21 protein-coding genes are annotated in these 21,273 nt (G+C 66.1%); 1 reads left to right on the top strand and 20 read right to left on the bottom strand.

Annotated features, from left to right (window positions below; genetic code table 11):
• Positions 1 to 40: 40 nt before the first annotated feature.
• From BQ7355_RS06775 to rpsP, 16 genes are all read right to left on the bottom strand, one after another.
• On the bottom strand, positions 41 to 976 hold the full coding sequence (locus tag BQ7355_RS06775; RefSeq protein ID WP_240307342.1) for a tyrosine recombinase XerC: 936 nt from the start codon (positions 974 to 976) through the stop codon (positions 41 to 43).
• Positions 969 to 2,306 (bottom strand): methylenetetrahydrofolate--tRNA-(uracil(54)-C(5))-methyltransferase (FADH(2)-oxidizing) TrmFO, encoded by a 1,338-nt coding sequence (gene trmFO, locus BQ7355_RS06770; protein ID WP_072415499.1) that lies wholly within the window; start codon positions 2,304 to 2,306, stop codon positions 969 to 971. Before trmFO ends, BQ7355_RS06775 begins: the two co-directional genes overlap by 8 nt.
• Before the next feature lie 20 nt (positions 2,307 to 2,326).
• Complete coding sequence (gene dprA, locus BQ7355_RS06765) at positions 2,327 to 3,256, bottom strand: DNA-processing protein DprA (protein ID WP_072415498.1); 930 nt, start codon at positions 3,254 to 3,256, stop codon at positions 2,327 to 2,329.
• Complete coding sequence (locus BQ7355_RS06760) at positions 3,249 to 4,778, bottom strand: YifB family Mg chelatase-like AAA ATPase (protein WP_072415497.1); 1,530 nt, start codon at positions 4,776 to 4,778, stop codon at positions 3,249 to 3,251. Before BQ7355_RS06760 ends, dprA begins: the two co-directional genes overlap by 8 nt.
• Complete coding sequence (locus BQ7355_RS06755) at positions 4,775 to 5,260, bottom strand: YraN family protein (RefSeq protein ID WP_072415496.1); 486 nt, start codon at positions 5,258 to 5,260, stop codon at positions 4,775 to 4,777. Before BQ7355_RS06755 ends, BQ7355_RS06760 begins: the two co-directional genes overlap by 4 nt.
• A 177-nt stretch (positions 5,261 to 5,437) precedes the next feature.
• A complete protein-coding gene (locus BQ7355_RS06750; RefSeq protein ID WP_072415495.1) occupies positions 5,438 to 6,226 on the bottom strand; it encodes a ribonuclease HII in 789 nt (262 codons plus the stop codon).
• Positions 6,227 to 6,306: 80 nt separating this feature from the next.
• Positions 6,307 to 6,648, bottom strand: a complete 342-nt coding sequence (rplS, locus tag BQ7355_RS06745) for a 50S ribosomal protein L19 (RefSeq protein WP_072415494.1) — start codon at positions 6,646 to 6,648, stop codon at positions 6,307 to 6,309.
• Positions 6,649 to 6,867: 219 nt separating this feature from the next.
• Entirely contained in the window at positions 6,868 to 9,594 is a 2,727-nt protein-coding gene (gene ppdK, locus BQ7355_RS06740; RefSeq protein WP_205407575.1) for a pyruvate, phosphate dikinase, read from the bottom strand.
• Positions 9,595 to 9,820: 226 nt separating this feature from the next.
• The gene (locus BQ7355_RS06735; protein ID WP_072415492.1) at positions 9,821 to 10,684 is read right to left on the bottom strand and encodes a pyruvate, water dikinase regulatory protein; all 864 of its coding nucleotides are present in this window, start codon (positions 10,682 to 10,684) and stop codon (positions 9,821 to 9,823) included.
• A gap of 142 nt (positions 10,685 to 10,826) precedes the next feature.
• Positions 10,827 to 12,920: a glycine--tRNA ligase subunit beta gene (glyS, locus tag BQ7355_RS06730; RefSeq protein WP_072415491.1), complete on the bottom strand. Its 2,094-nt coding sequence runs from the start codon at positions 12,918 to 12,920 to the stop codon at positions 10,827 to 10,829.
• On the bottom strand, positions 12,921 to 13,838 hold the full coding sequence (locus BQ7355_RS06725; RefSeq protein ID WP_072415490.1) for a glycine--tRNA ligase subunit alpha: 918 nt from the start codon (positions 13,836 to 13,838) through the stop codon (positions 12,921 to 12,923). It lies immediately after the preceding gene.
• Positions 13,839 to 13,974: 136 nt separating this feature from the next.
• A complete protein-coding gene (gene lepB, locus BQ7355_RS06720; protein ID WP_072415489.1) occupies positions 13,975 to 14,535 on the bottom strand; it encodes a signal peptidase I in 561 nt (186 codons plus the stop codon).
• Positions 14,532 to 15,311, bottom strand: a complete 780-nt coding sequence (gene trmD / locus BQ7355_RS06715; protein ID WP_072415488.1) for a tRNA (guanosine(37)-N1)-methyltransferase TrmD — start codon at positions 15,309 to 15,311, stop codon at positions 14,532 to 14,534. Before trmD ends, lepB begins: the two co-directional genes overlap by 4 nt.
• Before the next feature lie 11 nt (positions 15,312 to 15,322).
• The gene (locus tag BQ7355_RS06710) at positions 15,323 to 15,781 is read right to left on the bottom strand and encodes a ribosome maturation factor RimM (RefSeq protein WP_240307341.1); all 459 of its coding nucleotides are present in this window, start codon (positions 15,779 to 15,781) and stop codon (positions 15,323 to 15,325) included.
• Between the two features lie 69 nt (positions 15,782 to 15,850).
• Positions 15,851 to 16,156 carry a KH domain-containing protein gene (locus tag BQ7355_RS06705; RefSeq protein ID WP_083581629.1) on the bottom strand — a complete coding sequence of 102 codons (306 nt, stop codon included), beginning with the start codon at positions 16,154 to 16,156 and terminating at the stop codon, positions 15,851 to 15,853.
• A 2-nt stretch (positions 16,157 to 16,158) separates the two neighbouring features.
• The gene (rpsP, locus tag BQ7355_RS06700) at positions 16,159 to 16,494 is read right to left on the bottom strand and encodes a 30S ribosomal protein S16 (protein WP_072415486.1); all 336 of its coding nucleotides are present in this window, start codon (positions 16,492 to 16,494) and stop codon (positions 16,159 to 16,161) included.
• 224 nt (positions 16,495 to 16,718) lie between these two features.
• Between rpsP and dinB the strand changes: the two genes are divergently transcribed.
• Positions 16,719 to 18,002 (top strand): DNA polymerase IV, encoded by a 1,284-nt coding sequence (gene dinB, locus BQ7355_RS06695; RefSeq protein ID WP_072415485.1) that lies wholly within the window; start codon positions 16,719 to 16,721, stop codon positions 18,000 to 18,002.
• Positions 18,003 to 18,055: 53 nt separating this feature from the next.
• Here the strand turns inward: dinB and rsfS are convergent, their stop codons facing one another.
• Genes rsfS through obgE form a run of 4 tightly spaced genes read right to left on the bottom strand, consistent with a single transcriptional unit; the run spans position 18,056 to position 21,257 of the window.
• Positions 18,056 to 18,511, bottom strand: coding sequence for a ribosome silencing factor (gene rsfS / locus BQ7355_RS06690; RefSeq protein ID WP_083581627.1), 456 nt, complete (start codon positions 18,509 to 18,511; stop codon positions 18,056 to 18,058).
• A gap of 2 nt (positions 18,512 to 18,513) precedes the next feature.
• The gene (gene yqeK, locus BQ7355_RS06685) at positions 18,514 to 19,134 is read right to left on the bottom strand and encodes a bis(5'-nucleosyl)-tetraphosphatase (symmetrical) YqeK (protein ID WP_072415483.1); all 621 of its coding nucleotides are present in this window, start codon (positions 19,132 to 19,134) and stop codon (positions 18,514 to 18,516) included.
• A complete protein-coding gene (gene nadD / locus BQ7355_RS06680; protein ID WP_072415482.1) occupies positions 19,124 to 19,837 on the bottom strand; it encodes a nicotinate-nucleotide adenylyltransferase in 714 nt (237 codons plus the stop codon). The genes yqeK and nadD overlap by 11 nt, the downstream gene beginning before the upstream one ends.
• Positions 19,830 to 21,257, bottom strand: coding sequence for a GTPase ObgE (gene obgE / locus BQ7355_RS06675; protein WP_083581625.1), 1,428 nt, complete (start codon positions 21,255 to 21,257; stop codon positions 19,830 to 19,832). Before obgE ends, nadD begins: the two co-directional genes overlap by 8 nt.
• Positions 21,258 to 21,273 lie beyond the last annotated feature (16 nt).

Below are 21,273 nucleotides of genomic sequence, written 5' to 3'. Positions count from 1 at the left end.
CGATTCCAAGAGATAAATACGATATGTGCAGGTTATGGGGTCATGCACGCGGATGAGCGCCCGACACGGCGCGCTTCATGGCCTCCGGGGCCAGATGGGTGTACAGCTGCGTGGTGGATAGGCTCGCATGGCCAAGCAGCTCCTGGACGCTCCGGAGGTCCGCACCGCCCTCGATGAGGTCCGTGGCGAACGTGTGCCGCATCGTATGGGGCGTCGTGTCGGCAGGGAGCCCGCATGCCGCGACGATCTTCTTGAACCGGTAGCGAAGCGCGCCGGCGTCCATGGGCCTACCCCTTCCGGAGATGAAGAGGGCGTGCGTCATCCCACCGGCCGGGCGCGGTGCGCGTGCAAGGAGCTCGTCCCTCGGCCCGTCGAGATACCGAGAGACGGCATCGAGGGCGTGCCGGTACAGGGGAACGATGCGCTCCTTCCTCCCCTTTCCGAACAGGCGGACGCTCCGGTCGGAAAAATCGATGGAATCGACCGTCAAGCCGGCAGCCTCGGAGATACGAGCCCCGCTCGCATACAGGAGCTCGAGCAGGGCACGGTCACGCGCCCCCTCGGCGCACGATGTATCGGGCGTCGCGATGAGCAGCTCGACTTGATGCGCATCGAGGGTCCGCGGCAGCGGTTTCGACCGCTTCGGGCTGAGGAGCGCCCCGGCGGGATCCACATCGACCAGGCCATCGAGCGACGCCCATCGATAGAGGGATCGGATGGCGGAAAGGTGCGCCGACAGAGATGAGGCCGAAAGACCCGTCGACCGAAGTTCAGCCAGATATGAACGCAGCCCCCTGACGTCAGAGCAGAGGAATCCGTCGCATGCGCGGCAGCACCACGTCCCGAAAGCCTCGAGATGGGACCCGTAAGCCCGGACCGTCTCAGGGGAGAGCCCCTCAACCCGGGCGATATATACCACGAACCCATCGATGGCCTCGAAGGCGTCGGTGGCATCGCCCCTCGTCGCATCAGCCACGATGGACCGAGAACAGCTCAGGCCGCGATGCGATATAGGCATCCAGGTCCGTCAGCGCGCGCTGGGCATAGGCCGCATAACGGTCGCGCTTGGACCTGCGCCTGCCGTCCTCCAGCGCCGGAACGATACCGAAGTTGACGTGCATGGGCTGGTAGTCGACTGTTGCGGGGTCGGTTGCATACGCGACGAGCGAGCCGAACGCCCCCGTCCGCGGCAGCTCAAGCGCCCCGGCACCCGTAAGGTCGGCGTAGGTGTTGAGCGCGGCAACGAGACCGGAGGCGATGGCTTCGGTATACCCCTCGGTTCCCGTGATCTGGCCCGCAAGGCGAACCTTCGTGCCCGGCACGCGGAACGTGCCGTCAAGGACGCGGGGCGCATCGACGAAGGTGTTGCGGTGCATCACGCCATAGCGGAAGAACTCGGCGTTCTCCAGACCGGGAATCATGCGGAACACGCGGCGCTGCTCGCCGAACGTAAGGTTCGTCTGGAACCCCACGAGGTTGTACGCCGTACGGTCCGCGTTCTCCGCACGAAGCTGAACGGCGGCCCATGGACGGCGTCCGGTACGGGGGTCCGTGAGGCCGATGGGCTTCATGGCGCCGAAGCGGATGGCGTCCGGGCCTTTGCGGGCGACCTCTTCGGCCGGCTGGCACGCCTGGAACAGATCGCCGGATTCGAAATCCTTCAACACGACACGGTCGGCACTGACGAGCGCGTCGATGAACGCCGTATATTCCTCGCGATCGAGCGGTGCGTTCAGATAGTCCCCCGTCCCCTCCTCGCCGTAGCGGGACTGGCAAAACAGGACGGACCGATCCAGGGACTCGGCGTCCACGATGGGGGCCGCGGCATCGTAGAAGGAGAGCGCCTCCCCGCCGACAAGCTCGAGGACGCGCGCTGAGAGCGCGGGAGAGCACAGCGGCCCCGCAGCGATGACGACGTGCCCGTCGGGAATACCGGTAACCTCGCCCCGAACGACCTCGATGCCCGGGCGAGACGAGACCTCACGCTCGACGAAACGCGAGAACTCGTCGCGATCCACGGCGAGCGCTCCTCCGGCGGGCACCTGGGCGCGCTCGGCGCACGATACGAGCACGGAACCCATTCGCCTCAACTCGTTCTTGAGCAGACCCGCAGCGGAATCGGCGCGCGTCGACTTGAACGAGTTGGAGCATACGAGCTCGGCCATATGGCCCGTATGGTGCGCGGGCGACAGGGTCTGGGGCCGCATCTCGTGCAGACGCACGCGCACGCCGCGGTCGGCAAGCTGGCATACGCACTCGCAACCGGCTAGTCCGGCTCCGACGACATCGACGATATCTGTTTCCATCGGTCCTCCCGTCTTAAGTTTTACGACCCTACATTGTGCATGATTGCGGACCGCGCGTGAAGCGTCCGCACGGATGCGGCGAAGGCTCCATCAGGCAGCCGCTCCACCAAGCCCGACGCCTGCATAGAGGACAGGACGGTAAGGGCCTCAAGCGGAGAGGCCTTCAGAAACGCCGCGACCGACTCCGCCCTCATCGGGTTCGCGATCAGCGCATCGAGGACCGCGAGCTCCCGTTTCCCGATGTCCGAGGGCCCTCCCGGCACGACGCGCTGAAACCTTAGGGTCCCGAAGATCCTGGAGACAGCGACCTCGATGGACTCCTCGTCGACAAGCCCGCATGCACCGTCGGCTATGAGCCTGTTCGACCCGCGAGAATGCGGAGACCAGATGGATCCGGGAACGGCCAGCACCTCGCGCCCGTAATCCATGGCCGCCTCGGCCGTCGAGAACGTGCCCGATGGAAGCGCCGCCTCCACGATGCACACGGCACGGGACAGCCCGGCTATCACGCGGTTGCGGCGGGGGAACGCGTAGCGCCGCGGAGGGGTTCCCCAAGGATCGAGCGAGACGACAGCCCCGCCGGACTCCGCGCACCGGCTCAGCAAGGCCGCGCTTGACTTCGGGTAGACCACGTCCGCTCCGCAGCCGAGCACCGCGATATGCACGCCGCCCGCCCGCAGGGCGGCGTGCCCGGCAGCCTGGTCGCACCCCATGGCGCCTCCGGAAACGACGCATACGCCGGACTCCGCCGCGCAGGTCGCCACGAGCTGGGCGGCCGCAATGCCGTACGGGGTCGCCTTTCTCGACCCTATGACGGCGAGGCACGGGGTCGAAAGGACGGCAGGATCGCCCCAGACGTACAGGCGCTCGGGAGCATCGGGCACCTCGGACAGGAAACGGGGGTACAGCCGGTCGTCTCGGCGAAGAACGTGCTTTCCGCGATCAGTCATGGCTGCCGCACCTCCCTGAAAACATGGCCGCCTCCAGGACATGAACCGCACGCACGGACATCGATTCGGCCACGTCCGCGACGGTGCGGGCGACTCGGCAGAGGCGCACGATGCCCCGCCCGGTCAAATGGCCCGTCCGCGCGTGAGCAAGAAGCGCCGAGACGGCTTGCTCGTCGAGGCCGAACCCGTCGATCACCGATTCTCCGTGCTCCGAGTCCGTCCCCTGCGGCGACTCCCCCGATACCCGGACGCGGTCCGCGCGAAAGGCGCGGGCTCGTTCCACGAGCGCCTGCATCTCGGCTGACGTCATGCCCTCGGCGCCGTCCACGATCAGTTTGGGATCCGGGCGCGCGATGTCGATCGAGATGTCGATTCGGTCTGCGAGCGGCCCGGAAAGCTTTGCTCGATAGCGCTCGATGGCGCCGACGCCGCACGTGCAGGGCACGTCAGGGTCTCCGAGATTTCCGCACGGACAGGGATTGCTCGCGGCGACAAGCTGGAAGCGGCAGGGAAACTCGAACGATCCCTCCGCGCGCACGATGTGGACGACCCCCTGCTCGATGGGCTGCCTGAGCATCTGGAGGACGCCCGAGGGAAACTCGGCCAGCTCGTCAAGGAACAGGACGCCCCCGTGAGCGAGGGAGACCTCGCCGGGCCCCACGGGCCGTCCGCCTCCGACGAGCCCCGCCGAGGAGATGCTGTGGTGGGGGCTGCGAAACGGGCGCCTTCCCGCAAGCAGGCCGTCGACGGGCGCGCGGGCAACCGAATGGATGCGAAGCGCATCCTGCTGGGTATGCGGGTCGATGGGCGGCAGGATCGTCGTCATGCGCCGGGCAAGCATGGTCTTGCCCGACCCCGGAGCCCCGGACATAAGCAATCCGAGCTCTCCGGCAGCGGCAAGCACCATTGCGCGCTTTGCCACCTCCTGCCCCACGACATCCCCGTAATCGAGATCGACTGCAGGCAGCGAGGGGGCGAGCGCGGCCGGCAGGTCACCGGCTGCGCGCTCGATGCCCGCGCGCAGCGAGGATATCGTCGAGATGCCGCGGATCGACACATCCATCGAGAGCACGTGCTCGCCGTCACGAGAGGTAACGAGGGCCAGACGGCTGTCCCGGGCGAGCACCTGGTACGCCACCTCCCCGAACACCGGAGCCACCGAGCCGTCGAGGGCGAGCTCCCCGGCGAACAGGCAGCCATCAAGGCCGGCCGCGGGTATCTGCGCAGAAATCGCCAAGATCGCGACGGCTATGGGAAGATCGAGGCCCGAGCCCGTCTTCCTCATGTCCGCCGGCGCGAGGTTCACCGTGATGCTTTGCCGGGGAAGCTCGTAACCTGCCGCGCGCAGGGCGCACCGGATACGCTGGCGCGCCTCGAGAACGGCCGTCCCGGCCATGCCGACGATAGCAATGCCGGGAATTCCATCCGACATGGAAACCTCGACCGTTACCGGATGCGCCTCCACGCCGCGAATGCAGGCCGCGTGCACCGAGAAGGCCGAGCGGCGCGAAGAGGCGCTCATCGCTCGGAATCCCATTCGAACGCGCCGCAGAGATGGGCGACACCGACGCAGCTGCTGGAGCAGAACGTCACGGCCACGACGTCGAACCGCATCGAGAGCACGGGAACATGGGTCATCGCGTAATGGGCGGCGATCCGAGCATACCTGCGCTGCTTGCGCTCGTCGACGGCCTCCTCGGGATAGAACGGCGCATCGCTGCGGGCGCGGCGCGATTTGACCTCGACGAGCACCACTTCGCCGGTATCGGGATCGACGACGATGAGGTCGGCTTCGCCCTCCGGACAGGTGTATCCGGTTTCGAGCAGCTCATAGCCCCGGTCCTGAAGATAGCATTGCGCGACGCATTCCCCGAGGCGGCCGAGCTCCTTCGAGCTGAGCGATTCGATTGCGCCGGGATCGTCGATGCCCTCCTCCAGGATGCGCCGCGCCCGCTCCCGTTCGCGCTCGATGCGCTCGCGCTTCGCCTTGCTTCTCTTGGCCATATCGACTCCTTTCCATCGGGTATGGATCGGGAGTATGCGGGCGGGACGCAAACAGATATGACGCGAAAGCCGACAGCGATGCGCGACGAAGCGGGCGCATGCCGAACGGGCGGCGAACAGGAGCAGGTCGGGCGAGCGCGGGCGCAGGCAACCAGCGCCCGGATCGACGCCGGTGCCCTAGAACAGCGTGGCCGTCTCCAGGAAATTTCCGCAAAAACTCGCGCGATGGACAGGGGAAAGCCCGTGCTCGCGGATGGCGGCTATGTGCTCGGGCGAAGCGTAGCCCTTCGATTGGGCCAGATGGTACCCGGGATATTCGGAATCGAGCTCGACCATGAGCTCGTCTCGAGTCACCTTGGCCACGATGGAGGCCGCCGCGATGCATGCCACCTTGGCGTCTCCATGGACGACGTTGCGCTCATGCGGCACGGCGCCGAGCGGGTTGCCGTCCATGAGGACGCAATCGGGATCAAGCCCGGTATCCGAAACGGCCCCCGCCACCGCCGCACGAAGCGAGCGCGCCATCCCCATCTCGTCGATGCGCGACGCCGGGATATGGCATATGCCGATCGCCGTGGCGACCTCGGCGATTCGCGCGGCGAGCAGACAGCGCCTCTGCGGGGACAGCTGCTTGGAGTCGTTGACGCCCCAGATGCGGGGCTCATCGGGAAGGCAGACCGCGCACACCGTCAGGGGTCCGGCGACCGACCCGCGCCCGACTTCGTCGACCCCCACGACGACTCCCGGCCCTCCGAGCTCGGCCATCGTCCGGTACATCGCGTCCACGCGGTCCCGCTCCGCGCGCTCGCGCTCAAGCCTCCTGAGAGCGCGCTCGCAGGCTTTGGCAACCTGCACGCGCGGATCTTCGAAGTACCGCTCGACCAGGGCCTCGATTTCGTCCAAAGGCGCGCTGCCGAGTTCAGCGGCGATGCGCGAGGCGGATACGCTGCTCGTCATGTTCGCCATGGCCTTCTCCTGTCCATCAAGAAGGGCCGCCCCAGACGGGACGGCCCCTGTGTTCGTTCCACGTGCGTGTCGAGAGAACCCTAGCGCTTCTCGGGAATGCGAGCGGCCTTGCCGACCTTGTCGCGGAGGTAGTACAGCTTGGCGCGGCGAACCTTACCGTGGCGCACGACCTCGAGCTTGGCGATCTTCGGGCTGTGGAGCGGGAAGGTGCGCTCGACGCCGATGCCGAAGGAAAGCTTGCGGACGGTGAAGGTCTCGCGGGAAGAGCCGCCGCTCATGCGGATGACGTCGCCCTGGAAGACCTGGATGCGCTCGCGGTCACCCTCCTTGATGCGATAGTGCACCTTGACGTTGTCACCGACGAGGACCTGCGGGATGTCCTCACGGATCTGCTGACGCTCGATTGCGCGGATGTAGTCCATTTTCGATCCTTACTCTTACCAGAGGTGCCGCACGCTCGCGCCGGCACATGGGTTGAACAAACAATCGAAATTATACACGGGTCGCCGGCGGGCGCAAGACCGTATCACGTAACGCCGAAATACCGTCACGGCATCCCCAAAACCCCATATAACAGCGACGATGCGCGACGGCACCGAAGAGCCGACGCGCATCGGGAGAGGGAGGCCGACCGGATCGGGCTACTTGGCCGCGAGCTTCGCCTGGGCGGCGGCGAGACGGGCGACGGGCACGCGATACGGCGAGCAGCTCACATAGTCGACGTCCGCCACGTTGAAGAACTTGACGATGGAGGCGGGGTCGCCGCCGTGCTCCCCGCAGACGCCGAAGTGCATCCCGGGGTTCTCGGCACGGCCCTTGTCGACCGCCATCTTGACGAGTTCGAGGACGGCATCGTCGATAGTCTCGAAGGGATTCGCCTCAAGAACCTTCTTGTGCAGGTAGATGGGGATAAACTTGGACTCAGCGTCATCGCGGGAGAAGCCGAACGCCGTCTGGGTCAGGTCGTTGGTGCCGAAGCAGAAGAAATCGGCGTGGCGGGCGATCTCGTCGGCGACGATGCATGCGCGCGGAAGCTCGACCATGGTGCCCACCGGGATGTCGAGAGCAACGCCGTGCTCGGCCGCGACCTCCGCTATGACGCGCTCGACGACCTCGCGCGTCTGGACGCACTCGGCGGTGATGGCGACGAGCGGGACCATGACCTCGGGCCGGGGATCGAATCCCTCGAGCTTGAGGCGCGCGGCCGCGGTCGCGATGGCGCGCACCTGCATGAGCGGGAGCTCGGGGAAGACGATGGACAGCCGGACGCCGCGCAGGCCGAGCATCGGGTTCGACTCGGCCATGACGTCGATGCGCGCGAGCCGTGCGCGCAGGGCGGACACGTCCTCCCCTGCGGCTTCGCGGCGGGCGATCTCGACCTCGAGCTCGCGCGGGTCGTCGAGGAACTCGTGGAGCGGCGGGTCGATGAGGCGGATGACCATCGAGCGCCCGCTCATGGTCCGCTGCATCTCGACGAAGTCCTCGGTCTGGACGCGCAGCAGCTCCTGGACGGCGCGCTCGCGTTCCTCGACGTCGTCGGACAGGATGAACGACTGGATGATGGACTTGCGCTCGCCGAGGAACATGTGCTCGGTGCGGCACAGGCCGATGGCCTCGGCTCCGAACTCGAGCGCCAGCTCCGCATCGGCGGGATTGTCCGCGTTCACGCGGACGTGGCGCGCCCGGCCGCAGGACTCGTCGAGGCGGATCTCGTCCGCCCAGCTGAGGATGGTCTCGAGGGCGCCGGTGAGTTCGGCCGTGACCAGGGGCACGGCGCCCGCGACGACGATCCCCGTCGCACCGTCGATAGAGATGACATCGCCTTCATGCAGGACGACGTCGCTACCCTCGATGCGGACCTCCTTGGCCGCCGCATCGATGCGGAAGGACTCGACTCCGCACACGCAGGGCGTGCCCATTCCGCGCGCGATCACGGCGGCATGGCTCGTCTTTCCGCCATGGCTGGTCAGGATGCCCTCCGCGGCGACCATGCCCTTGAGGTCATCGGGGTTCGTCTCCCAGCGCACGAGGACGACCTTGTGCCCCTCGGCCGAACGGGCGACGGCGTCATCGGAGCTGAAGACGACCTCGCCGACGGCCGCTCCGGGGCTCGCGTTCAGGCCGCGCGCGAGCACATCGTATTCGGCGGAGGCGTCGAACTGGGGATGCAGGAGCTGGTCGAGCTGCTTGGGGTCGATGCGGCGGACGGCTTCCTCGCGGGAGATCAGACCCTCGGATTCCATATCGATCGCGATCTTGAGCGCGGCCGTGGCGGTACGCTTGCCCACGCGGGTCTGGAGCATCCAGAGCCGTCCCTGCTCGATGGTGAACTCGATGTCGCACATGTCGCGGTAATGGCTCTCGAGGACTCCGAACACGCGCTCGAGGGAGGCTCCGGCCTCCTCGAGGCCCGGCTTCGTCTTCAGGTCCGCGATGGGCTCGGTGTTGCGGATGCCCGCCACCACGTCCTCGCCCTGCGCGTTGACCAGGAAGTCGCCGTAGAACTCGTGCGTTCCGTCAGCGGGGTTGCGAGTGAACGCGACGCCCGTGGCGGAGGTGTCGCCCTTGTTTCCGAACACCATGACCTGAACGTTGACAGCCGTGCCGAGATCGTCCGGAATGCCGTTCTGCTTGCGGTACAGGCAGGCGCGCTCGTTCATCCAGCTGCCGAATACGGCCTGGATGGCGAGGCGGAGCTGGAGCGAGGGGTCGCTCGGGAAGCGTACGGCGCCGTCGACGACGAGCTCGGGGTGGGCCTCGGCGTCGACGCTATCCGCGAAGATGCCCTTGAATTCCTCGACGAGCTCGCGCAGGTCGGCTGCAGTGAGGTCGGAGTCGCTGCGCACGCCCGCGACGACCTTCTTGGAGGCGATGGCGTTCTCGAACAGGTCCGCATCGACGCCAAGCACGACGTCGGAGAACATCTGGATGAAACGGCGGTAGGAGTCCCACGCGAAGCGGTCGTTGCCCGTCTGGGCGATGAGGCCCTGGACGGACTCGTCGTTGAGGCCGAGGTTCAGGACGGTGTCCATCATGCCGGGCATGGAGAACGGGGCGCCGGAGCGCACCGAGACCAGAAGCGGATCGTCCGCGTCTCCGAGCCGCTTGCCCATGCGGCGCTCGAGGTCGGCCTGAGCCGCGGCGATCTCGTCGAGAACCCCCTCGGGCCATACGTTGCCGGCACCGGAGTACTCTACGCACGTCTGGCAGGTGATGGTGAACCCAGGAGGCACGGGCAGCCCGATGCGGGCCATCTCGGCAAGGTTCGCGCCCTTGCCGCCCAGGATGTAATTCATACTCGATGAACCTTCGGTCACATCGGCTCCGTGCTCGTCTGTACCGAACCGGTACACGCGCTGAACGTTCAAGATACTCCCCCTTCCGCATCCCAGCGGATGCGAATAACGATATTCCGATCCGGAATGCGACGATTCCGGACAAGGGGAATAGTACGCGTCTAAACGCTCACAAAACGCAAGATATCAAAAGTTGTTTGGTTTTGTGTCAAAGCTTCAAGCCATCTTCGCATGTGTGGTATTGCTATGGTGATACCACTACGTTTCGGTTTCGCAGCATGAAGCAGGGTTGCACGAGCTAAGCCCCGGCATGCCGCGATGCACGTAGAGCCTGCATCTCCTCGAGATGCGCGATGATTTCGGCCCCCGCCTCCTCAACCGCCTTTTTGTCGGTGCGCACGATGAAGCACCCCAAGCGCTTCATGAGGGCTCGCGCCTCATCCATCTCGAGTTCGATGGCCAACGGGTCGGCATAGGAGCCGGCGACCGCGCGCGCCATATCGTCGCCGAGCCTCCTGTCGCGAATATCGGCGATCACATCCGTCGTGGAGAGGAGGCCGAACAGCCGCATGGGATCGACGTCGTACAGCGAGGCGGGCGGCTCCATGCCGTGGGCAAGCGGAATGTTGGCGACCTTGTAGCCATGGAAGGCCAGATACATGGAGAGCGGCGTCTTGGAGGTTCGCGAGACGCCGAGAAGAACGATGTCGGCGTGCGAGAGATCGTCTGCCCCGCGCCCGTCATCGTGCTCGACGAAGTACTCCATCGCATCGATCCTTCGGAAGTAGGCGTCATCCGTGCGGTGGATGGTGCCCGGGATGCCCGAAGGATGACGGCCCGTGAGATACGACAGGATGTACATCGCTGGACCCATGAGATCAACAGCGGGGACGCGCAGGTCGAGCAGGGCATCAACGACCTCGGAGCGCAGAACCTCGGTCACGATGGTATGGAAGACCGCGATGCGCTCGCCCTCCTCGATACGCGGGGCGAGATAATCAACGACCTGCTGAACTCGCTCCACCTTGGGGAGGCGCGCGATTCGAATGGAGCCCTCCTCGAACTGTCCGGCCGCTGCGAGGACGACTTCGCACGCGGTGTCGCCGAGCGAATCGGAAATGATCAGCACGGTGGGCTGAAGCTCGTTGGATTGCGGCGCCATAGGTGCACCTCCGGCATGCAGGGAACGTTGGCCATGGGCCATAGTGTGCCATAATCCGGCTCGATGCATGCGACGAGAAGGCCCCGCCTGCTCGCTGTGTGGGCGAGACGGCGGGGCCAGACGGCAACGATGTGAAGAGGGCCTACTTCTTCTTGGCAAGCTCACCGATGTTTGCGATACCGGCGAAGACGGACTCGAAGCGGTTGAGCAGGCGCAGTCGATTCTCGCGGAGCGAGACGTCCTCGTCCATGACCATGACGTCGTCGAAGAACGCATCGATGGGCTCGCGGAGCGAAGCCAGGGCTTCGATGACCCCGGAGAAGTCCTTCGAGGCGAGCGAGGAGGCGACGGCGCCCTCGGCCTTATCCACGGCCTCGAGAAGCGCGGACTCCGCAGCGCCCATAAGCGCTCGGTCGACCGAGGTGCCGAGAGATGCGTCCGCGAGATGCGAGGCGCGCGCATAGGCGGTAGCAAGGTTCTCGAACGATGCGCGATCGTGCGTACGCGCTCCGTCGAGCGCACGCGCGAGGGCGAGGTAATCGGCAGGAATGGTCACAGAGCCGGCGGAAACGGCTGCGACGACATCCGAGGGCACCTTCTCGTCGCGAGCCATCTGCTCCATGCGACCCTTGATGAACGCGCACACGGCCTCAGCGACGACGTCCGAATCGAACTCCAGGCCCTGCTCGGCGTACGCGTCGAGCGCGGCGCGCACGAGGGGCTCGTAGCCGCACCCGAGACGATCGCGCAGGATGTTGAGCACACCGATGGCGGAGCGACGAAGGGCGAACGGATCCTTGGAACCGGTCGGCGGCTCGCCGATGGCAAACATGCCCGCGATGGTGTCGAGCTTGTCGGCCACGGCCACGATGCAGCCAGCGATTCCCTCGGGCAGCTCGTCGCCGGCGAAGCGGGGGCGATAATGGTCGCGAATGGCGGCCGCGACCTCGGGCGCCTCGCCGGCCGCGGCGGCGTAATAGCCGCCCATGACGCCCTGCTGATTCGTGAACTCGACGACGGCGGAGGACACCAGGTCAGCCTTGGCGAGGTGCGCGGCGCGCTGGGCGTCGGACGCGGAACTCGCACCCACATGCGCCTCGCGCGCGATGGCGAGGGCGAGATCCTCCATGCGGTCGGATTTCTGGAGCACCGATCCGAGCTTCTGCTGGAAGCCAACGGAAGCGAGGCGCTCGCGGAAGTCCTCCAGGTCGACCTTGAGATCCTCGTCGTAGAAGAACTTGGCGTCATAGAGGCGGGCGCGAACGACGCGCTCGTTGCCGTCGATGACGGTCTCGCTCACCGCGGGATCGGCGTTGGACACGACGACGAAGGCGCGCGTCAGCTTGCCGTCCGCGCCGTAGGTCGGGAAATAGCGCTGGTTCGAGAGCATGGACTCGCAGATGATCTCGGAGGGCACGGCGAGGAACTCCTCATCGAAGTTGCCGACCAGGACGGTCGGCCACTCGCAAAGGTTCACGACCTCGTCGAAGATCTTTGCCGGGGTGTCCACGCGCACGCCGAGGTCGGCCTCGACGCGGGCGATGCCGTCGCGTATGACCTGCGCGCGGCGCTCGGCCGACAGGACATGCACGGATTCGAGCACGGCCTCGTAGCCATCGGCGTCGGGGACGACGTGCTCGCCCGGGGAGAGCACGCGATGCCCGCGCGTCACGTTGCCGCTCACGACGCCGGCAAAGGAGACGGGCACGACCTCGTCGCCGAACAGCGAGCAGATCCAGCGGACCGGGCGCACGAAGGACTCGTGCTCGGACCCCCAGCGCTGGCTGCGGTAATTCGGCCACTGGATGGCTCCGATCAGCTCCTCGCTCACGCGGGTGAGGATGGGAAGCGCGGGCTCGGAGGGAGCGTTCTGCTCGGCAAAGACGTATTCCGCGCCGTCAGCGTCCTCGCGGAGGACGAGATCCGCCGCGGTAAGGCCGTACCTGCGGGCGAAGCCCTCGGCGGCCTTGGTGGGGTTGCCGTCCGCGTCGAAGGCGATCTTCGCGGAAGGGCCGCGCATGACCGAATGGATCTCCTCGGTCGACTCGGTGACGTCCTGCACCAACGCGGCGAGTCGACGGGGGGAAGACAGGACGCGGACCGCGCCGTGCGCGAGGCCGGACTCGTCAAGCCCCTTGGCCATAAGCGCCTCGATCTGCTTGACGGCGTTGTTCAGCGGCGCGGAGGGCATCTCCTCGACACCGAGCTCGAACAGGAACGTACGGGTGCTCGCCATTTAGGCCACCTCCCCCATCTGGGCATCGACGTGCGAAGCATCATCACCGGCGACCTCGGCGAGATAGCACTCGCAGCAGGCCTTGGCGAGCGTGCGGACGCGCAGGATGTAGGCAGCGCGCTCGGTCGCGGAGAGGGCCCCGCGGGCATCCAGGACGTTGAAGCTATGGCTGCACTTCATGACGCAGTCGTATGCGGGCAGCGGGAGCTTGGCATCGAGGCAGGCATGGCACTCGGCCTCGAAATCATCGAACTTGCCGCGCATCATGTCGACGTTGGCGACCTCGAAGTTGTAGGCGGAGAACTCGCGCTCGTTCTCGAGGAAGACGTCGCCGTAGGTCATCGGGGTCCCGTCGGGCAGATAGCTCCAGACGAGGTCGTAGACGCTCGTCACCCCCTGGGCGTACATGGCGATGCGCTCGAGCCCGTAGGTGATCTCGACGGGGACGGGATCGCACTCGATACCACCGACCTGCTGGAAGTACGTGAACTGCGTGACCTCCATGCCGTCGAGCCAGACCTCCCAGCCCAAACCCCATGCGCCGAGCGTGGGGCTCTCCCAGTCGTCCTCGACGAAGCGCACGTCGTGCAAAGCGGGGTCGAGCCCGATGGCGGCGAGCGAATCCAGGTAGAGCTCCTGAGAGTTCTCGGGGCTCGGCTTGATGAGCACCTGGAACTGATAGTAATGCTGCAGGCGGTTGGGGTTCTCGCCGTAGCGGCCGTCGGCGGGACGGCGACAGGGCTGCGGATAGCAGGCGCGCCAGGGCTGCTTGCCGAGACTGCGCAGCAGCGTCGCGGTATGGAAGGTCCCCGCGCCGACCTCGGAATCGTAGGGCTGCATGACCGTGCAGCCGTGACCCGCCCAGTAGGCCTCGAGCTTGAGGATCATGTCTTGGAAGGTCAATGCGTTCGGATTCATCCTGAGCCGCTCCCCCTCAATCGTGTGGACATATAGTTCGTAATAGTAGCAGCCCGCGGACGATGCGCGCCGCGGGCTGAACAAATTGCCTATAAGTAACGCGAGGCGTGCAACGTCCCGGCGCGAGAGCCCCGTCTCACAGTCCGCCCATGCGCGTGAGGGGCCAGTACCTCACGACGGCGACCCCGATGACCGAGTCGCAGGAGACGGGACCGAAATACCGGGAGTCGGCGGAGTTCTCGCGGTTGTCCCCCATCACCCATACGCACCCCTCGGGCACCGTGTAGGGATAGGCGATGCTCACGTCGTCGGCTTGGACCGGCAGCGCCTGCGTGAGCCCCTGCGCATAGGGTTCCGTGACGGGCTCGCCGTCGACAAGGAGGCTGCCGTCGGAAAAGTCGACCGTCTGCCCGGCCGTGGCGACGACGCGCTTGATCAGCACCTCGTGCTCGCTTCCCGCCTCGGGATTATCGAAGACCACGATATCGCCCGCCGAGGGATCGATACCGAGCAGGGTCGTGACCTTCTGGGCAAGCAGCTGGTCGCCCACCTGAATCGTGGACTCCATGGAGCCGGTGGGGACCACATAGGGCTCGATGACAAACGTGCGCACGAGCAAGACGACGCCGAGCGCGACGGCGAAGACCGCGATCCACTCCAGTGCGCTGCGGATGAAACCAGAGCGCTCGTAGCTCATAGCCGACCTCCCGTCTCGCATGGGCCATACGGCCCGTGCATCGCCTCGATAAGCGCATCGGCACGGACGCGCTCCTCCTCGTCTAGACCCGCGCGCGCGATGAGGTCGGGCCTCCACCGGCACGTTCGCTCGATGGCGTTCGCACGGCGCCAGGCGTCAACCTTGGCGTGGTCGCCCGAAAGCAGGACTGCGGGAACCGACTTGCCCCGGAACTCCGCGGGGCGCGTGTACTGGGCGTATTCCAGAAGGCCCCCATCGTCGCCCGTCGCGAACGACTCGTCCTTGTTGGACATGTCGTCTCCCAAGGCGCCGGGGATCAGGCGGACGACGGCGTCGGCCACGACCATCGCGGGCAGCTCGCCACCCGTCAAGATGTAGTCGCCGATGGACAGGCGCTCATCGGCGAGATCGTACGCGCGCTCGTCCATGCCCTCATACCGGCCGCAGACGAACAGGATGCGCTCCTGCTCGACGAGGCGCTCGGCGACCATCTGGGTGAACGGCTCGCCGCACGGCGTGAAGAACACGACGCGGGGCGCGGGCCCGCGCGAAGCCAGGTCCTCGATCGCGGTGACGAGCGGCTCGACCTTCATGAGCATGCCCGCTCCCCCACCATAGGGCTCGTCGTCCACGGTGCGGTGCCTATCGTGAGTCCAGTCGCGCAGATCATGGGCTTGAAACTCGAACAGCCCCGCCCGGCGGGCGCGGCCGAGTATGGACGTCGACATGACGGGCTCGAACATCTCCGGAAACACGGAGAGGGTCTCGATGATCACGGTGCTCCCCCTTACAGCAGAGACGGATCGATCAAGCCGTCCATGAGGCGAACGGAGATGGGGCCTTCGGCGGGGACGGACTCGACGACCTGCTCGATGACGGGGACGAGGACCTCTCCGTACCGAGCGCCGTCCACGACCCAGACATCGTTGGCCGGAGTGAGCATGACCTCCCCGATGACGCCGAGCGACCCGAACCGGGCATCCACGACGGCACGACCGATCAGCTCGTCCACGGAGGCGTCGAGCCGGCTGGCATCGAGATCCTCGGTGCAGGCGAGCACCGTCGTGCCGGATATGGATTCGGCATCATGGAGTGAATGGGCGCATGAGAAGGAGACGAGCATCTCCCCGCCGCAGTTCTTGACCTCCTCGACGAGGCAGAACCGGTCGCGATCGAGCGCGGGCGGAGTCAAGGCGACCTCCATGCCCTCATGGAGATAAAAAGGAAGGCCTCGCAGCTCAGCCACGATGACCTCCCCCTTCGTGCCGTGCGGCCTGACCACACGTGCTATATTCCTGAAATCGGTCGACAAGAGTTACCCCAGAACCTCGATCTCAACGGACGTTCCCAACCGTGCGGCCAGGGCGCGGGCGAGCGTTCTGATGGCCTTGATCGTGCGCCCGTGCCGGCCGATGACCTTAGCGACATCATCGGCGGCGACGGAAACCTCGATGGCCGACGAAGACTCGCTGTCGATAACCTCGAGACTCACCGCGTCAACATCGTCGACGATGTTGACGACAAGGTACTCGACAAGATCGGCGATGCGATCGGAAACGAGCTCCGTCCCGTCCGCGACCTCCAGGGTATCTTCGACGCTCTCGGAGAGCCCAGCGGTCAAAGCTACTCCTCGCTAGCCTCAGCGGCAGCTGCCTCAGCCTCGGCGGCCTCACGGGCAAGCTGCTTCTTGGACTTCTTGGGGGCCTCGGCAGCCTTCTCACCCTCGTTGGCGGCCTTGACGAGCGCAGCGACGGCATCGGTGAGCTGAGCGCCCTTGGCCTGCCACTCGGAGATCTTCTCAAGGTCGAGGTTGATGGTCTTGGGGGTGGTCAGCGGGTTGTAGCGGCCGACCTCCTCGATGAAACGACCGTCGCGGGGCGAACGGGAATTAGCGACGACGACGCGGTAGTACGGACGCTTGTGGGAACCGTGACGAGCGAGGCGGATCTTGACTGCCAATGCAAACTCCTCCAACTACGCAGCACATGCTGCAACAACAGACAAACAGTTAATAATGATACGCCTTAGACCGGAGCAGGTGAAGCCGTGAGAAGAACTTCTTCGGTATGGTCGAAAGCATTCCATATCTTACGCACGTATGGACAAAATGCAAGCCCTTCACCGTATATGCGCGGGAACCGTGTCGTACAATCGAACATATATACGCATCTGAAAGGAGAGCCATGGGCGCACGGGGCAACGACGCGGCATGCGGCGCGGATGCGCTGCTGGGGCGCTGGTGCGGCCCAGCCATCGCACTCGTCGATCTCGACGCCTTTTTCGCAAGCGTTGAGCAGCTCGACCATCCGGAGTGGCGCGGGAAGCCCGTGATCGTCGGTGGCGACCCGGAGCGCCGCGGCGTCGTCTCGACCGCATCGTATGAAGCCCGACGCTTCGGCGTCCGCTCGGCCATGCCGAGCTCGCAGGCGCGCCGCCTGTGCCCCCAAGCCATATGGACGCGCGGTCGGTTCGACAGGTACCGCGAGCTGAGCGCGCGCGTCATGGTGATACTCGAAGACGAGACCCCCTATGTCGATCGGGTGTCCATCGACGAGGCGTTCATCGACATCACGCCGGGTCGATTTGCAGACGAGGGCCCGGTGGAGATCTGCCGCCGTATCATGGCCCGCGTGGCCGAGCTCGGAATCACCTGCTCGATCGGGCTCGGCTGCAACAAGACCGTCGCGAAGATCGCCAGCGAGCAGCAGAAGCCCCGCGGCCTCACGGTCGTTCCCCCAGGCTGCGAGCGCACGTTCCTCGCCCCGCTTCCGGTGAGGGCCATGAGCGGGATCGGCGGGCGCGCAGAGGCCGCCCTCGCCCGCATGCGCATTCGAACGCTCGGGGAGCTGGCGACGGCACCTCCGGAAGCGCTGGCAGCGGTTTTCGGCTCCCATGCGGAGGAAGCGCGACTTCGCGCTTCGGGACGCGAGCGCTCGAAGGTCCGCACCGCCGCCTCGCCCCGCGAGGTCAAATCGGTCAGCAACGAGCGCACCTTTCCGCAGGACCTGACCGAGCGCTCGGACATAGAGGCGGCGCTCGCCCTGCTCGCCGAGTCCGTCGGCGCGCGGCTGAGGGCCCAGGGGCTCACCGCCGGATGCATCTGCGTCAAGCTGAAGTACACGTTCGGCGAGGGCCGCTCCGCGCAGAGAACCCTTGCCCATCCGACCGATGACGAGCATGCGATGGCCCCGGTGCTGTCGGAATTGCTCGATACGATATGGTCACCCGGGGTCACCGTGCGCCTCGCGGGAGTCGCCGCATCAGGATTCGACCACGCCGCGGGCGTTCAGGCGGACCTGTTCAGCGATCTGGATGAACGCGGGGCGGAGACGACGGAATTACGCGACCTTTCGGTCGCCGTGGACGGCATCCGCGCCCGTTTCGGAGCGGGCGCCGTAGGGTACGGGCGCGCCGCCCGGTTCGATGAGGACCTCATTCGACGCGACAAGTACCCTTCGAACCCATAAGCGAAAGCCCGCTTCGCGCCGGCCGAACGCGGCGCGAAGCGGGCTCATGGCGGCTAGTCCAGATCGAGGTCGAGCACGGGGTCATCGCCCCACAGCTTATCGAGGCGGTAGAACTCGCGTTGCTCCGGGGTGAACACATGCACGAGGACCGATCCGTAGTCCATGAGGATCCAATCGCCCTTGTCCCTGCCCTCGATAGAGAAAGGATGCTCACCGCAGGCATCCGCGACGCGCTCCTCGACCTCATCGACGGACGCATCCGCCTGACGGGAGTTGTTGGCGGTGGCGATCACGAAATAGTCGCAGACATCGGAGAGCTCGGTCAGATCGAGGACGACGATGTCACCGCACTGCTTATCCGAGACCGCATGCGCGGCACATTCCGCCACGAAACGGGCGTCTATCCCATTGCTCGACAGGCTGGCGGCGGTCCGGTCCGAGGATACGGGCATGACGGCGTCGCGGTCGGCCATGGTTTCGATGTCGAGAACGTCGTTGGATTCGGACATGTTCATCCTTTCTTTCCCGCGCAGGAGAGCGCGTACGAGTTGTAGATGTCGAGGGCGGTCGGATACAGGTACCGACCCGTTTGCATGACGTAGACGAGACCCTGAGTGAAGCAGTCGAAAAACAGGCGTTGGAGATCGCAGGCGCCGACACGGGCCCGGAGGTCATCGGCGTACGCCCCGCACCGCATCGGCTCTATGGCGTCCGCGATGAAGACGACCATGTCGAGCGGCGTCATGTCCGTCGCGCCGACCGTGTGGCGCGCGACGGCCTGAAAGACGGGGGCGGGAAGCTCGGGAAACAGCTCGGGCAGCTCGTGTGCGGCGACGGGACCGTGAAGCAACGGAACCGCATGGATCGGGGAACCCGCGACGCGGATGCCGTACTGAGCGGCGCGGGCCATGAGCTCCCCATCGGGCAGAACCTTGTCCCAGTCGTGCAGGAGGCCGGCGGCCTCGGCGAGAAACGGGTCGACCCCGTAGGTCTCGGCGAGCTCGGCTGCGGTTCGCGCGACGCCGAGCGTGTGGTTGCGGCGACGGAGGTTGTCGCGCATGCGCACATCGAGCAGCTCGCGGATGCGCGCGAGGTACGCCTCCGGGTCATCGATCGAGAACTTAGCGTCCATGTTGCTCCCCTTCCTCGAGCGCATCGGTTCCGAAGGCGTCCGGCCCCGGGCGATAGAGGCCGTTTTTCTGGATGTAGCCGATGACCGACTCGCTCGTCAGATATCGCACGCTCTTCCCGCCGCGGACGCGATCTCGAATATTGGTCGAGCTGATCGCGAGCGCGGGAATCTCGATGTAGCGGACATCGAAGCCGACCCCGCTCGCTTCGACGCGCCGCTGGGCCTGAACGATGTCGTAACCAGGCCGGGTCGCGGCGATGAACGTCGCGAGCCGCGCCATGTCGGCGGCATCGTGCCATGTCAAGAGGTCGAGGATGGCATCGGCGCCCGTGATGAAGAACAGCTCGACGGAAGCGGGGTAATGCGCACGCAGCGCCCTCAGGGTGTCCACGGTATACGTGACGCCGGGACGATCGATCTCGAACCGGCTCGCATAGAAGGCGGGGTTGGCCGCGGTGGCGAGAACCGTCATGGCGTACCGGTCCTCGGCATCCGAGACCCGGGCGTCCTGCTTGAAAGCCGGGGACCCCGCCGGCATAAACAGCACGAGGTCGAGCCGAAGCGCCTCACGAGCCTGCTCGGCGACGGCCAGGTGCCCGTAGTGGATGGGGTCGAACGTCCCCCCCATGATCCCGAGCCGCATGATTCGACCGGCAGCAGGATCTAGGGAGGGAAGCTTGACGGCACGCGAAGCGTCACTCATCGTGCGCGGCTCCCCCTATCGAGGCGACATCCGTCTCATCGGGGTCCTCAACGGACGGTTCGGGGGCTCCGTCGATGAGCTCCTGCTCGTAGACGTACTCCTCGGCCCCCTCGTACGCGAACGAATAGCCGGTGATGCGGACTTCATCGCCCGCGACGCAGCCGGCGCGCTCGAGCGCGTCGTCGACACCGATGTGGGTCAACCGATGCTGAAGGTAGATGACGGCATCCTCGTTCTCCCAGTCCGTCTGGACGCAGAGGCGCTCAACGCCACGGCCCAAAACGCGCCAGATGCCGGGACCCTCGGACACGACGGAGAACGCGCGGTCGCGCTCGCGGCGACGGCGCTCCCACTCCTCATCCAGCAACGCGGTGTCGACGTCATCGGAAGCAAGGTCCTCGCGTAAGCGGCTGACGCGCTCTCCGCAGGCCAGCATCAAGGTGTTGAGGCCGGCGCCGGTGAGAGCCGACACCGCGAAGAACTCGTGACCGTCTTCGAGCGCAGCCCGCTTGAGCTCCGCCACGCGCTGAGTCATGCCGCTCGCATCGCACTTGTTCGCGACGACGATCTGGGGCCGATCGGCGAGCTCTGAGGCGTACGCACGAAGCTCATCGTTGATGACCCGGTAGTCCTCGATGGGGTCGCGGCCCTCGTAGCCGCCCGTGATGTCGACGACGTGAAGGATCAGGGCCGTGCGCTCGATGTGACGCAGGAACTGATGACCGAGCCCGCGGCCCTCCGCGGCGCCCTCGATGAGCCCCGGAACGTCTGCGACGACATAGGAGTAGTCCCCGGCGCGAACCATGCCGAGATTGGGGACGAGCGTGGTGAACGGGTAATCGGCGATCTTGGGACGGGCCGCGCTCATGCGGGCGATGAGGGACGACTTGCCCACGCTGGGCATGCCGACGAGCGCCGCATCCGCCATGAGCTTCATCTCGAGCTCGATCCAGTGCTCGTCGGCGGGCTCGCCCTTCTCGGCGAAGGTGGGGGCGCGGCGCGTCGGGGTCACGAAATGCGTGTTGCCGCGGCCGCCCGTGCCGCCCGGGGCGACGATGACGCGCTCGCCATCGTGCGTGAGGTCGGCGATGTCGTACAGAACCTCCTGGGTCTCGACATCCAGCTCGCGGACGACCGTGCCCATAGGCACCTTGAGAATCAGGTCTTCGCCGCACTTGCCGTCGCGGCGAGCGCCTTGGCCGTGCGTCCCGCGCTCGGCGCGAAAATGATGCTTGAAGCGGTAATCGACGAGCGAGGAGAGTTGGGCGGAGGCCTGTATGACCACATTTCCGCCGCGCCCGCCGTCGCCGCCGTCGGGACCTCCCTTGGGAACGTACGCCTCGCGACGGAACGACATGCACCCGGCGCCGCCGTCTCCGCCCTTCACGTTGATGCGGCAGATGTCGGTGAATTGTGACACGGTGCCTCCTTAAGAA

This window comes from Collinsella phocaeensis (assembly GCF_900119895.1).
GTDB lineage: Bacteria > Actinomycetota > Coriobacteriia > Coriobacteriales > Coriobacteriaceae > Collinsella > Collinsella phocaeensis.
This window is presented reverse-complemented; position numbering and strand designations above follow the sequence as displayed.